The organism is Bartonella koehlerae C-29, assembly GCF_000706625.1.
Classification (GTDB): domain Bacteria; phylum Pseudomonadota; class Alphaproteobacteria; order Rhizobiales; family Rhizobiaceae; genus Bartonella; species Bartonella koehlerae.
On sequence record NZ_KL407334.1, the window covers coordinates 1,515,854 to 1,530,877 of the forward strand.

A 15,024-nucleotide genomic window follows, 5' to 3' on the forward strand; every position below is an offset into this window, starting at 1 on the left:
TACAAGATTATACACCCCTTCTTAAATAGAGAGCTTTCTCTCTGTATTTGTGCACGAATATTAAAAAAAACAGCGTATTACACTTCTTTTCTCGTCATTTTCTGCTACAAATCATAAAATATTCATTATCATAGAGAGAAAATTACCAATTTTTCGACAAATCGCCTTAAGGAAGAAATATGAGTCAAAGCGATATATTATCCAATTCTATGAAGAAGGCTACTATCAATAAAGAAGCCCACGTAATTATTGATGATATTGATACAGCACACAAAGAATTAGATATTCTACTACAAGAAGTTAACAAAGTTATTTTTGGACAAAGTCATGTGATTGAATACGCTTTAACAAGCATTTTAGCTGGAGGACATGCCCTGCTCGTTGGTGTTCCAGGGCTTTCTAAGACGCGTCTTGTGGAGACATTAGGAATAGTATTGGGGCTTGATGAAAAACGCATTCAATTTACGCCTGACTTGATGCCATCGGATATTATTGGTTCTGAAATTATGGATTCAGATAAAAACGGTAAACGCTTTTTCCGCTATCTTCAAGGCCCTATTTTCACCCAACTTCTCATGGCAGATGAAATTAATCGTGCCTCTCCGCGTACGCAATCAGCACTTTTACAAGCTATGCAAGAATATCATGTTACCGTTGCTGGAACCCGTTACGATTTACCACAACCTTTTCACGTTCTTGCAACCCAAAACCCTCTCGAACAGGAAGGAACTTACCCACTTCCTGAAGCCCAACTGGATCGCTTTTTGATGCAAATCGATATTGATTATCCTGATCTCACCTCAGAAAAGCGTATTATTCTAGAAACAACAGGAGGGAAAAACCAAAACATAAAACCGGTTTTATCGACAAAAACGCTGCAAAAAATTCAAAAAATTGTCCGAAAAATGCCCATCTCTGAAAATGTTGTCGAAGCCATTTTAAAGCTAGTTCGTTCGGCTCGCCCTCATAAAGACAACAGCCTCGCAAACACTTATGTTGCATGGGGACCTGGTCCTCGAGCATCACAAGCCCTTTCCCTTTGTGCCCGTGCTCGCGCTCTTTATTATGGACGTTTAACTCCCTCTCTTGATGATATTGCGGCATTGGCATGCCCCGTATTACAACACCGCATGGCACTCAATTTTTCTGCACGTGCTGAAAATATAACCATCAAAGACATTATTGATAATCTTATGAAAGACGCCCTCTAATGGCCATTGGCAAAAAAGTTTCAAAAAAAACTCCACTGTTACTCGCTGCCAATTTGCATAAAAATGCTGCTAAAATGCCGTATTTTCTTTTACAACCGCACCATATCGCCAATACAGTGATAACAGGATGGCATAGACAACGTAAATGCGGTAATGGTGAAAATTTCTGGCAATTTCGTCCTTATGTTGAAGGAGAATCCATTACACGCATTGACTGGCGCCGTTCAGCACGTGATGAACATACTTACCTACGTGAATACGAATGTGAAAAGACACAAATAGTTTGGATTTGGCCTGATCAAAGCGCTTCTATGCGTTATTGTTCGCGTTTTTCGCAAATTTCTAAAGGCAATCATGCCATCATTCTTGCCCTTACATTGGCAAAACTTCTTGCTCGCAGTGGAGAACATATTGCTATCCCCACTTTAATGCCACCTACAATAGCGTCAAATGTTATAGAACGTATGGCGCTAGCTTTGGCAAATCATCACACAGAAAATCCATTTCCAGATTTTTCAACTATAACACGTTTTTCACACGTGATCATCATAAGTGACTTTCTCGATTCTCCGGAAACAATTATCCAAAATTTAACAGTTTTGTCCGCAAAACAGATCACAGCGCATTTAATTGAAGTTGCTGACCCTGCAGAAGAGCACTTCCCCTATGCAGGCCATACAGAATTTTTTGATCCGGAAACGAAAGAAAAACGCATTTTAGGAAAAGCAGAAAACTTCCGTGAGCATTATTGCAAATTGTATCAAGCACGGCGACAAGAATTGACAAATTTTTGTACACGCCAAGGTTGGACCTATCATGTGAGTAAAACTGATCGTCCCCTAACAGAGGTCATTCTACAACTTGCAAACAAAATAGGGGGCTCTCCATCCCACAGTAGGAGGTCACTTTGAGTTTTGGTGCTCCTCTCCTTTTACTAGGGCTTTTGTCATTACCGATCATTTGGTGGTTGTTGCGGATAACACCTCCATCGCCGCGTAAAGAGCTCTTTCCACCTTTACGCCTTCTGCCAAAATCAAGTAATCAGCAGAAAGCCGCACACCATACACCTTGGTGGTTATTGTTGTTACGATTAACTATAGCAGCACTCATTATTATCGCTTTGGCAAAGCCCACTTGGAATCAAAAGCCAATTGTACTCTCTGGACCTCAACCACTTGCACTTATTATCGATAATGGATGGGCATCTACGAGAGAATGGAAAAAACGTATTACTGTCGCCGAAGACCTCCTCACACAAGCAGAAAAACAGCAAAAAAATGTTTATTTTCTCGCAACAGCCGAAAGTGATATTTCCAATATTGGTCCCTTACCTGCAAAAGTCGTAAAACAACATTTAATGCATTTACAACCACAACCTTGGCCTATAAACCGTATACGTGCACTAAAAAAACTCCTTGAAACAACTAAAGAGAGACCTCTTGATATTGCTTACTTAAGCGATGGATTACAAACAAGCGAAGATGATCAAGCTATCACTCTTATTCAACAGTTAAAACCCAAAACACTGTTGTGGTATTTTGCTGATATTTCCGACCTAATCGGCATAACAGCCGTAGAAAATAACAATGGACGCCTTGCAGCACATGTCATTCGCACGACCACACAAGGAGAAAAAGAGGTCGTACTAAGCCTTTATGATTTAAACAATAAACCCCTTGGCCGTTTTACGTCAAACTTCCATGAGGGAGAAATAACAGCTCTTGTTCCTTTTAACTTACCACTTGAATTACGCAACGATATCGCATGGATAAAAATTGAAAACCATGCCCACGCTGCAGCCACTTTCTTAATTGATAGCCATAATCGAATAAATCGCGTTGCTCTCCTATCACCAAGCGTCAATGAAATGACACAACCGTTGCTTTCCCCGTTTTATTATATTACCAAGGCATTGCAAAACCATGCGCAAGTTATAACAGCAGGAGGAAAAGAGCTTTCCGTTGATATTGATCATTTACTCAAACAAAATCCATCTGTTTTCATCATGGGTGATGTTGTCAATATGTCAGAAGAAGCAGAAAAAAAACTTTCCGATTTCATCGATAAAGGGGGAACACTGATCCGCTTTGCAGGAGAAAATTTAAGTGCTACAGAACACCATGATACCCTCTTGCCAGTTCCACTGCGTCCTGGCAAACGCCTATTTGGGAGTATCATGTCTTGGGTTAAGCCGCAAAAACTTGCACCTTTTACAAAAAATAGCTTTTTCTTTGATCTTCCGTTTCCAGAAGATGTCACTGTCTCACGCCAAATTCTAGCAGAACCGAGCTCAGATCTTTTTGAAAAAACGTGGCTTAGTCTTGCTGATGGAACACCCCTTATTACAGCGGCTAGTCGTGGCAAAGGCACAGTCATTTTTATTCATATTGCACCTGACCCCACATGGTCAAATCTTCCTCTTTCTGGTTTTTTTGCACAAATGTTGCAAAAACTTGTCACGTTAAGTGCCTATGAAAATAAAAACTCAATACAAAGAAAAACGAAAACCGTACAAAACCCTTGGAAAACATTAACGGCTGATGGAAAACTACAACCTCCTCCTTCTTATGTTATTCCGCTGATCATTGATGCACAAAATCTACCTCTTGCCTCCTCTCATACTCCACCTGGATTTTATGGCTTTAAAAATAATCTTTATGCACTCAATCTCTTAAATCCTTCATCGCACTTGATGAAACAATCATCATTGCCATCCTTCTTAAGCGAGAGTCCCTTATCCTACGACACAAAAGAGAAACATCTCACTGCTCCACTTTTAGGATTAGCCGTCTTATTATTTGCCTTGGACCATTTTCTCATTTTATGGATGGGAGGCGTTTTTTTTCTTAAGAGACAGAGCAATATGTTCCTTTTTCTCCCCATGGCAATAAGTCTTATTGTCTTGTTCTCATACAGTCCAATCGTGCATGCACAAGACGCAGAAAATCATGATGAAACCATAGTACAAGCAGCTGGTGCAACACATCTTGCTTATATCATAACTAACAACCATGAAATCGATGCAACAAGTAGAAGCGGACTAGAAACACTCAGTCAATTTATTGCAGAGCGTACAATGCTTTCACCTGGCTCTGTAACAGCAATTGATCTTGAGAAAGATGAGCTCGCTTTCTATCCTCTCATTTATTGGCCAATTGATTCTCATAGTTCTTTACCAACACCAAAAAGTCTTGAAAAAATAAATAGCTTTATGAAATACGGAGGCACAATTTTATTTGACACGCGTGATCAAATACAGACCGGCCTCAATCTTGAAGGCAAAGCCACTCCAGCCACACAAAAATTACGCACCATCTTAAAGGGATTAAATATTCCAGCCATTGAGCCCGCATCCGCTGATCACGTTATTGCGCGTTCTTTTTATATTATGCCAGACTTTCCTGGTCTTTATCGTGGTTCACCTTTATGGGTTGAATCATCATCAGTAAATAAAAAAAACAACAATCCTCTCGGCTCCGGTGACAATGTAAGTTCTCTTCTTATCACCGGGAATAACCTTGCTGGTGCTTGGGCATTAGACGAAAAAGGCATGTGGAAATACCCACTTATTCCTAATGATCCAATGCAACGCCTGTGGGCATTTCGGGCAGGATTGAATATTGTTATCTATGTTCTTACCGGAAACTATAAAGCTGACCAAGTTCATGTCCCAGCACTCTTGGAGCGCTTTAACAGAGAAAGAAGGCAATGATACCATTTTTCACTTTTCAGCCTTTTTTGCCTCTCTCTTGGATTTTGCTATTAGGGGGGATATCGGCACTCCTTGTGGTTATCGGACTCATGACAAAGCGTCAAGGGTCTTTATTGCGTCTTACAGCATTGGCCTCTTTAATCGTTATTTTACTGAATCCAATGATGATAAAAGAGCAACGCGAACCACTTAAAAGCACCGTAGGCATTGTTATTGATCGCAGCAAAAGCCAAACATTTGGTACACGTACAAAAGACGGTGACGAAGCACGTGCACAATTAACCAATGAGTTGGCACACTATCCACAATTTGAACCACGCTTTATTGATGCTGGAAAACGTGCTGATAATCACTATGCTCCCTCGACAAATTTGTTTCATGCTTTAACACAAGCAATATCGGATATCCCACCATCTCGTTATGCAGGCACAATTTTTATCACCGACGGGCAAGTGCATGATATTCCTAACTTTTCAGACCTTCATCATAATGCACCTATCAATGCTCTTATAACTGGGAGATCAGAGGAATTTGATCGTCAAATCAAATTTATTTCTCTCCCCCGCTTTGCCCTTATCAATAAACCACAAAAACTCTCAATCTTAGTAGAAGATAAAGGCCAACCGCAAGAATCTCTCCCAAAGCAAGCAAATATTACTGTAAGCATTAATGGACAAGAAGTTGGCCATTATTCTGTAACCCCTGGCATTATTTTTCAAACTGAAATCTCTCTTCCGCATACTGAAAAAAATATTATTCAAGTTACAACCGATACACACAAAGGTGAGTTAAGCTTTGAAAATAACCGTACCGTAGCTACTATTGAAGGAATCAGAGAAAATTTACGTGTTCTTCTTATTTCCGGTGCACCTTACAATGGTGAACGGACATGGCGTAATCTTTTGAAAAGTGATTCGAATATTGATCTTGTTCATTTTACTATTTTGCGTCCTCCCAATAAAGCAGACAATACGCCATTAAGTCAATTGTCACTCGTAGTCTTTCCTACAAAGAAACTCTTTGTTGAAGAGATTGATAATTTTGATTTGATTATCCTAGACGGCTACCAACACTCTGCTGTTCTTCCCTTAATCTACTATGATTATATCGCCCAATATGTACAAAAGGGTGGTGCATTGTTGATGATAACAGGACCTGAATTTACTCAAAAGAATTCGCTTGCAAAAACACCTTTAATAAGCATCCTGCCCGCATTACCCAATGGTGTTATTATTCAAAAGCCTTTCCGCCCCAAATTAACCAAAGAAGGTGAACGTCATCCTGTCACAAGAGATCTTGCAACACCGGTTTATCCAGCTTCTCAATGGGGGCCGTGGCTACGACAAATTGCAATTGAAAACATAAACAAAGGCATTGCCCTCATGAAAGGAGCTGATGAACAACCACTTTTACTTCTTTCCCATGTTGAAAAAGGACGTGTAGGTATGTTGCTTTCCGACGAAAGTTGGCTTTGGGCACGAGGCTTCGAGGGTGGAGGCCCTTATGCAGCTCTTTATCGCCGAATCGCCCATTGGCTTATGAAAGAACCTGAACTCGAAGAAGAAAAATTAAGTGTCACCAACGATCATCATCGTTTAACCCTTCGTCGCCAAACGCTCAAAGATCATCCAGAACCAGCCGAAATAACCTTTCCCTCTGGGAAAAAAGAAAATATCATTCTCACCAAAGAGCAAGAAGGTGTCTTTACAGCTGCTATTAACACCGATGAAACAGGGATTTTTACCGTACAAAACGGTGGTTTAACAGTTCTTTCTTCTGTGGGAATGCTCGATAATCTCGAATTGTTTGACTTAATTTCAACAGAAGAAAAACTAGCGCCCATCATTAAACACACTGGTGGACACATCATGCGGTTACACCAAGAGAAAACAGGAAGCATTATTCTTCCTCCACTCAAATTGATTCGATCACAAGAAAGCTCCTTATCTTCCCTTTCGCATTCTATTGTTCTGAAAGAAACAACAGAGACCCGCTTAATCAAGAGCTTTTATTTTGCAATATTTTCTGGTTTCTTTGCACTGCTCGCTTGTCTTTTACTGTTAAGCAGTATGTGGTATCGTGAAAGCTATTAAAAAGTTCTAAGAATTTGTCTCATCACTTTTAAATACAATGCATCCTTTTGCAGTGTTCTCCTTGTGCATTATTTCTTTGCCCTTTCTGCTATTAAGCAGCATGTGGTATCATGAAAACGGTTTTTAAAATCCTAAAAAAGTGTACAGCTATTTTAAAATAAAATTTATCTTATAGGAAAACAGGCAAGGCGATACATAACACGCCCATTCGTTTTTCATTAAAATACGATGCTATTCTAAAAAATCTGTACGACAATAAGCCCATTCTACTTTTCCCCACCACATAGACTAAAATGGTTTCTATTACTTCATAAAGAGCATCAGTTATTTCTGCTAACTAATCAACTGAAACGAAAGCATCTTCCCAATGAAAAATCCTTCTAATGGAAACATGCCTTCAAGGACATTTTTTTTTCATGGAGTGTATGCAAGTTTCAGCCAAGAGATCAAGGCCATTAGCAGAAAAAAGAAAACATTGTAAAATAGAAGATGCATCTTCTGAAAAATCTTCATGACTTTTGATGATAAAAACATACGCAATCGTTATCCTGTTATCCACCTCTCTTTCATATTCTCAACAGGAATTACCCATATTTTCCCTTCAACCTGATCTTTACAAATATGAAGCAAAGAATTTATGCGAATATCTATAAAAATAAGCAGACGTATAACCCGATGTATTATTAATGTTATTTTGCAGAATGTCTAATAAAAAGCCAAGAGATTTCCCCTAATCCATTGCTGATTTATTGGGAATTTTATTAGTCTTCTTTACCTCATAAAGCTTGTATTTTAATGTTTTCCTATAAAATAAACATCCAAGCCTAACATAGATGCATTTTTAAGACGCATATTATTAAGATGATTCCGTACAACACAAGCCATTCCAACTTTCCTATACCAGATTAAGGCAAGAGTCTCGCATATCTCTGTTTGGGTAATCGAAAACATGAAAAAAGCCTAATTGAAAAAGAATATAAAACTGTAAAGATAAAAAACAATTCTAATCTTTTCCATCACTCTTGAATTCGACTTTACAACTTTCAACAATCTCCATGACAATATCTTTTCAGGAATGGAAATTACGCAATTGCTTACACTTTATGTTTATTGCGTTTTTAATGGGAACAACCCCTAATCATAAAAAAAGAACACCATTTATTACCATTCATGCACTTACTTTAAAGAAACTCCTCTCATCCCTCTTAAATCCATCTCATAGTGACTGTAAAGAGTATAATACAAAAGTATAAAGCTACTATACGCTCCCATCTTTACTTTGCACTTATGACGGGTTAAGCTAGCACTTTTATTCTCTTTACCAACTCCCAATATTACCGACAACCCTTGCATTAAGACGATTCCATGAAAGGCATTTTTACTCCTTTCTTAAGTAATTTTTACCACATGCCAATCTCACTTATGAGATACATACGAATATTTTTTCTGTTTCTAAATGTGAAGATTTGAAATGAGAAATTCTTATGGTCTTCAGAGAGCTCACTCAACATACAAAACGATAAGTTATCATTATAAATCAATATAGTATTACAAACAATAACGTACCATATCATGCACATTTTGCCATACAAAGACTCGTAAAATGTGAATTCCCCCAAAAGTTTTTTATCACATTTTCGACATACTATTTCTCGGTGCACAATTCTTTCTTGCCTTCCCAAATGCACCAACGTACCTTATATTCTTTTTTATTGTCTAAATCATTTTCAAAGTTATGCCAACGCTCATGTTTTGTCTTGCCCACATATCGGATGTGCATCTTTCACCTCTGCCACAACCTTCCTTCTTCGAGCTTTTTGGGAAGCGCCTTATTGGCTATCTTAATTGGCAAAGAAAACGTAAGAGCCAAATGGCCACAAATACCCTAGAAATTTTAATAGAGGCCTTAAAAAAGAAAAAACCTGACCATCTTATGATCTCCGGTGATCTTGTCAATCTTGCTCTGGATAAAGAATTTGAGCAAGCGCGCAATTGGTTACTTAACCAAGGTAAGCCTCAAAATATTTCTTTAACATTTGGCAATCATGACGCCTATGTCCGTGGAGCATTCCAAAAGGCCTCTACTCTTTTTCAACCTTGGATCACAAGTGATCTTCCCCAAAAGAATACCCTTCCTTTTCCCTACATACGTATTCGCAAAAATATCGCTATTATAGGTGCTTCTTCTGCTATTGCGACACCACCTTTTCAAGCGTCTGGTTATTTTGGAAAAATGCAAGCGCAAACTTTGTCGCAACTTTTAAACAAAGCAGCAACGCGCAATCTTTTTCGTGTCATCATGATACATCATCCCCCTTTTCATCATGCAACCTCTTGGCATAAAAAATTATGGGGCATAGAGCGTTTTCTAGAGGTTATCAAACACCACGGCTGTGAACTTGTTCTTCATGGACACACCCACCTGCCCACATTGAATATTATTAAAGGAAAAATGGGGAAAATTCCTATTGTAGGTGTTGCTTCTGCAGCACAAGCTTTTGGTGATAGAAATCCCCCAGCAGGCTTTAACTTCTTTTCCATTGAAAACTTTAATCAGCAATGGTACTGCCAATTGCAGCGCTATAGTCTTATTAATCAAAACAATGAAGTAGCGTGTACTGAAACAATTGATCTTTAACACTTTGAAAAAAAACAAGATTGTGAAAACACCAAAAAACACAAATATTGTTTGGTTCATATGTCTTTAAATAATAATTATAGGTGGGAAAAGATCTCTTTATATAAAAGGAACAACTGTTGTGCCAGGAGGCAACTTCGCTTCATTCTCAGGCTCTACATGAATAGAAATGCGTACATTGGCGAATTCTGCTTGAAGAATGCTTTCAATTCTATCGCAAATCTGATGTGCTTCCTCTACCGGCATTGCAGCCGGCACAACCAAATGAAACTCTATAAAAGTAACTCTACCAGCAACACGCGTAAGCAAATCATGCACCTCAAGTGCACCATGTGCGTTTGCAGAAATAAGTTCACGAATCCGCATGGTTTCATTCAATTCAACACCAACATCCATTAACCCCTGAACAGCACTGTTAATCACCTTCCATCCTTGCAAAAGAATATTAATAGCAACGATTATTGCTAAAATCGGATCCAAAATCCCCCATCCCCCTATAAAACCGGCAACTAAACCAATTAAAATAGCAAGTGAAGTGAAAACATCTGTTATAAAATGCATTCCATCAGCTTTAAGAGCCGGCGAGCGATGGATTTTCCCCTGCCGAATCAGAATAAAACCCCATAGATAATTTATGACACTTGAAACCAAATGAATAACAAGCCACATTCCCGGTTTTTGCAATAATTTAACGCTCGAAAGAGCAATCCATGCTTCTCTTAAAATTATAATTGCCGCAACAATGATCAGTACTCCTTCAAGAATCGCAGAAAAATATTCTGCTTTATGATGTCCGAAAGGATGATCGTAATCTGCCGGCTTCATACTTATTTTAACAGCCCACCATGCTGCCAAGGTCGCAAAGATATTGACAATTGATTCTAATGCATCAGAATAAAGCGCAACCGAACCAGTGATACAATATACCCAATATTTTAAAATAAACACAATACAAGCAATGAAAATAGAGTATAAGGTTAAGCTCTGTATATTTATTTTTACATCCATAACCATATCCTCTTCTTCACAAAATAAGGAATAATACTTTCAACTATATAGTAATATTTTTGATACGTCGCCAATATTTCTTAATATCACAAAAACTTCACAATATAATAAACAATTATTACAGATTGCCATTGTTATTTCCAAAAACTGTACTGTTACACGCTAAACATGATAACCAGAATAAAACGTATATGACTCAAAAAAAAACAAAAAATCCTCTGACAGAAAAGACAGATTATTTTACTTATCAATAGCTCAATAGCTTTTTAGCTACCTAAGAGTTTTACTGCCTTATAATTGAAAAATCATCTGTTAGCACCATAGTTATACAGTTGTTTTATCAATCTTTATGAACATCAAACCAATCAACAGAATTGAGCACAGCCCAAAAGGCTACTGACCATTCATCAGAAACCTAGTTCTTAGAGTGTCTCAAGAAACCTAGCTCTGCTAAACAACCTGAAAAAACTTACTCAGGAATGAAAAAGAAAAACGATTATCCCTAAAAAGAATCTGGGCATTGGGGACCCAGATTCTTTTCCCTTAGGAATTAAGGGCATACAGAGCTTAGGAAATAGCGGGGACCCAAAACTCTGCACCCGATATGAAAACACTACTGTGCCGCACTCGGTACTTTTACACTATACCTATGGTTGTATTTTGTCAACATAGATTCTACTATAAGTTTTAAAATAATGAAATTTTTTCGTCTCTCGCTTCAAAATAAAACAAATATTCAACCTCTGATAATTGAAAAAAAGAGCGTTAAAAGCCCCGTATGCATTTAAATATCATAACAATTTACGAAACTGATGATCTCCGTCTAAAAGACTATCGCAACATTCATGAAAAAGATTTTGTTAGGCAGCAACATAAATTTATTGCTGAAGGCAAAGTCACCTTATTAGCATTGCTGCACTCAAAAGAATTTTCTACTCTGCCCTTGCTCATGGTGAAAAAACTGCTTCCAGGAATATGCCCCTTTTAGAAGTAACACAGCCAACCCGTCCCATTTACTGCGTTCCACAAAAAATCATAGATGATATTGGAGATTTTCATGTTCATCGTGGAATACTCGGTATCGGTGAACGTAAAACGCCACCATCGCTACAAAAATTTTTACATGATCTTCCAAAGAATCTCTGATTCTGGTTTTATGTAGTATCTCTAATCATGACAATATGGGCGCTATTTTTCGTAACGCAGCCGCCTTTGCTAGTAAATGGCATTATCATTGACAAAACCTCATGCGATCCGCTTTACCGAAAATCAATCAGAGTTTCTGCTGGCGCAGTTCTGAAGGTACCCTATACGCAAGGTGCTAATATAAATGAGATTATAGCAGCTCTCAATGATGCAGATTTTCATCTTTATGCCAGATACACTCTCAAGCAAACAAAAATAACAAAAAGGATAGCACTTATTTTGGGAACAGATGGTGATGGCTTGTCAATTCATATACTAAAAAGATCAGAAACTGCACGGATTCCTACGGTTCACGGCTTCGACAATCTTAATATTGTTACAAAATCAGGTATTATATTTGCCCATTTTAGCGATTTTGATAAGCTCTTTTTAAAGAGGACAACACTTTAAATTGTAAAATAATCCTATGGTGTCTATCATTCTTATGTATAAGAAGCTTTTGTTTTAAATTCAGAAGCCAGAGCAGATTTTGTTTCCAAATTGTACAAAACACGCTTCAACATCATTTCAGTGTCAGCAGCACGTTCTGAATGGGTTACAAACCCACCCCCAAGAATACGTGCTCCATCAGAATTTCCATCATAAAAAACACAAGCTTGCCCTGGTGCCACACTATTTTCGCACTCTAAAAAGTCAACAGAAAAAACACCATCTTGATAATGTAAACGAGCAAGATGTGGAGGACGCGTTGAACGAACCTTTACAGCCATCTCAATACCATCCGGAGGAAAATTATCCAACCGTTCATCACCAAGCCAATTCACATCACGCAAAAAAAGCTTATGTGTTTCTAACATTTCACGCGGACCAACAATGACACGTGCATTTTCTACATCGAGATAAATTACATAAAGCGCTTCACCGGTTGCAACACCAATGCCACGACGCTGTCCAACAGTATAATGAACAATTCCAGAATGTTTGCCTAAAACCTGTCCATCGACATGCACAATAACCCCAGGATTGACAGATTCTGGCCGCAGCTTTGTAATAATATCAGAATATTTTCCTTGCGGAACAAAACAAATATCCTGGCTATCATGCTTATTGGCTACAACAAAGCCCATTTCTGCTGCCATTTCACGAACACGTGCTTTGGGAAGATCACCGAGTGGAAAACGCAAATAATCAATCTGTTCTTGTGTTGTAGCGAAAAGAAAATAGCTCTGATCGCGATTGCTATCAAGAGGACGAAAGAGTGCTCGATGCACACCATGAGGACGCGAACGAATATAATGACCCGTTGCCAAAGCATCTGCATCTAATTCACGCGCAGTTGCTAATAAATCAGCAAATTTAACAGTCTGATTGCAAGCTATACAAGGCACAGGAGTCTCACCATGTGCATAACTTTCTGCAAAAGGATCAATCACAGCTTCACGAAATCGCTTTTCATAATCAAGAACATAATGAGGTATGTCTAACGTCTCTGCTACACGGCGCGCATCTTCAATATCTTGTCCAGCACAGCATGCCCCCACTCGATGTGTTGTAGCACCATGATCATAAAGCTGTAACGTAATCCCAATGACATCGTAGCCTTCCTTTTTCAAAAGACCTGCAACAACCGATGAATCAACTCCCCCCGACATCGCTACAACAATGCGAGAATTCTCAGGTTGTCCTGGCAAATCAAGACTGTTCAAAAACATCTATTTATTCTCTATTTAATGTGCACCATATGCATTCGTATTTTTAGCATGCTGTTTAATTTTCATGCTATCTACTGTCGTTTTATATTGTTTTTTTACTCTTTCCACAACCAATAGCATAAGCTCTTTTAGAGCGATCGAAAACGAAAAAAGCGTAATAAGCTCTTTGCCTCTCTTCACTTTGAGCCATATTTTCATGTTTTGGATTATTTTATTAATTTTTTCTCTCAATGTGTTTAGCTTTTTTTTAAATTTCATGTTTTATAAACGAATCAAGTCTTTGACAACAGTAGACGATATAATGACAAACTTGATAAAAACACAAATGAAATATGTTATTGGGCCAGATGGAAGTCCACTCACAATCGCCGACCTACCGCCAGAAACGACAAGGCGCTGGGTGATCCGTCGCAAAGCTGAAATTGTTGCAGCTGTCAGAGGCGGATTGTTAAGTCTTGATGAGGCGTGTCAACGCTATACTTTGACTGTAGAAGAATTTCTTTCATGGCAAAGTTTGATCGATGAATATGGCTTAGCTGGATTACGGATAACCAGAATCCAACACTACAGGCATTAATTGCCATGAATTTGGATCAAAATACTATTAATAAAAAATAGCCAAACTTGAAAACAGTTTGGCTATTTTTTGCTTTCAGCAGACAAATATCTCAAAGAGTCATCCTTCAAATGACAACTTTTATTTTGGAAAAGAAACAACATACTTATGTAAAGTCTTCCATTTTTCTCCTAAACATTTCGAGGTTATGCAGTCATCGAATGAGATTGAATCACGATACTGTTCTCACCTGCTAAGCTCCCATTTTCCCGTGCTTCCAAAAGCTGTGCACGTTGCAGCTCTGTGGTGACTTCATGGAGAGCAATTTCAGCATTTGTTTTCTGAAGTTGCAAATCACGGATTGAATTTATAAGATTATCGCGCCTTTGCCGCGTCGCACGAGCCAAAGCAGAATAAGCAAAATGATGAACATCACTGTTTCCAGATTTACATTCTTCATGAACAATTTGTGCTTCCAACTCTAACACCATTCGCTCAAATTCTACAATCATCATCTCAAGCTGTGCGATTTCACGGCGTTTTCCACGCACTTGAAACATCTTCAATCGCACCATACTTTCCCGTGGCTTCATACTCACTACTCCTTGTTTGCGCCAACTCAAAATTTGTATTCGCACCCTTAACGTATAATTTTTTAGTTACACTCTTTCTGACGAAAAAAGTCCATTTTAAAAACTTGAAACTCTAATTTCTGCCCTTCCTTAAAGCATTTGCAAACACAACCTGCTTTAAAGAGCAATAACCATTTTTTTACTTTTCACCTCCATTATAAAATGAAGAGATTTAAAGCTCGGTAAATAAATACTAAAATTTAAAAAGTAATTTAAAACCGCCTTTTACTGGACTTTTTTAAAGTTAAATTTAGCAAAAAAAAACATTTCCTTTTTTATTCAGTGAACAAATATACGATTTTCTAAAATAATTTTG

At 38.2% G+C, this 15,024-nt stretch carries 9 protein-coding genes and 1 pseudogene; 7 read left to right on the forward strand and 3 right to left on the reverse strand.

Going from position 1 to position 15,024, the window contains the following annotated elements:
- Positions 1–179 precede the first annotated feature (179 nt).
- The 5 genes from O9A_RS06490 to O9A_RS06510 all read left to right on the forward strand — a co-directional run bounded on the left by O9A_RS06490 (position 180) and on the right by O9A_RS06510 (position 9,654).
- Complete coding sequence (locus O9A_RS06490) at positions 180–1,211, forward strand: AAA family ATPase (protein ID WP_034459858.1); 1,032 nt, start codon at positions 180–182, stop codon at positions 1,209–1,211.
- Positions 1,211–2,122, forward strand: a complete 912-nt coding sequence (locus O9A_RS06495; RefSeq protein ID WP_034459861.1) for a DUF58 domain-containing protein — start codon at positions 1,211–1,213, stop codon at positions 2,120–2,122. Before O9A_RS06490 ends, O9A_RS06495 begins: the two co-directional genes overlap by 1 nt.
- On the forward strand, positions 2,119–4,923 hold the full coding sequence (locus tag O9A_RS06500; protein WP_034459864.1) for a DUF4159 domain-containing protein: 2,805 nt from the start codon (positions 2,119–2,121) through the stop codon (positions 4,921–4,923). Before O9A_RS06495 ends, O9A_RS06500 begins: the two co-directional genes overlap by 4 nt.
- Positions 4,920–7,016 (forward strand): membrane protein, encoded by a 2,097-nt coding sequence (locus tag O9A_RS06505; protein WP_034459866.1) that lies wholly within the window; start codon positions 4,920–4,922, stop codon positions 7,014–7,016. Before O9A_RS06500 ends, O9A_RS06505 begins: the two co-directional genes overlap by 4 nt.
- A gap of 1,735 nt (positions 7,017–8,751) precedes the next feature.
- Positions 8,752–9,654: a metallophosphoesterase family protein gene (locus O9A_RS06510; protein ID WP_034459868.1), complete on the forward strand. Its 903-nt coding sequence runs from the start codon at positions 8,752–8,754 to the stop codon at positions 9,652–9,654.
- A gap of 99 nt (positions 9,655–9,753) precedes the next feature.
- Here O9A_RS06510 and O9A_RS06515 read toward each other — a convergent pair whose 3' ends face one another.
- Positions 9,754–10,662, reverse strand: coding sequence for a cation diffusion facilitator family transporter (locus tag O9A_RS06515; protein ID WP_034460284.1), 909 nt, complete (start codon positions 10,660–10,662; stop codon positions 9,754–9,756).
- A gap of 778 nt (positions 10,663–11,440) precedes the next feature.
- On the opposite strand from O9A_RS06515, the pseudogene O9A_RS06520 reads away from it, so the two are divergent.
- Positions 11,441–12,258: pseudogene (locus O9A_RS06520) on the forward strand (TrmH family RNA methyltransferase).
- A 32-nt stretch (positions 12,259–12,290) separates the two neighbouring features.
- Here the strand turns inward: O9A_RS06520 and mnmA are convergent.
- Entirely contained in the window at positions 12,291–13,520 is a 1,230-nt protein-coding gene (gene mnmA / locus O9A_RS06525) for a tRNA 2-thiouridine(34) synthase MnmA (RefSeq protein ID WP_034459870.1), read from the reverse strand.
- A 301-nt stretch (positions 13,521–13,821) separates the two neighbouring features.
- Between mnmA and sciP the strand changes: the two genes are divergently transcribed.
- Positions 13,822–14,097, forward strand: coding sequence for a CtrA inhibitor SciP (gene sciP / locus O9A_RS06535; protein WP_034460286.1), 276 nt, complete (start codon positions 13,822–13,824; stop codon positions 14,095–14,097).
- A gap of 185 nt (positions 14,098–14,282) precedes the next feature.
- Here sciP and O9A_RS06540 read toward each other — a convergent pair whose 3' ends face one another.
- Positions 14,283–14,669, reverse strand: a complete 387-nt coding sequence (locus O9A_RS06540) for a hypothetical protein (RefSeq protein ID WP_034459873.1) — start codon at positions 14,667–14,669, stop codon at positions 14,283–14,285.
- Between the last annotated feature and the right edge of the window lie 355 nt (positions 14,670–15,024).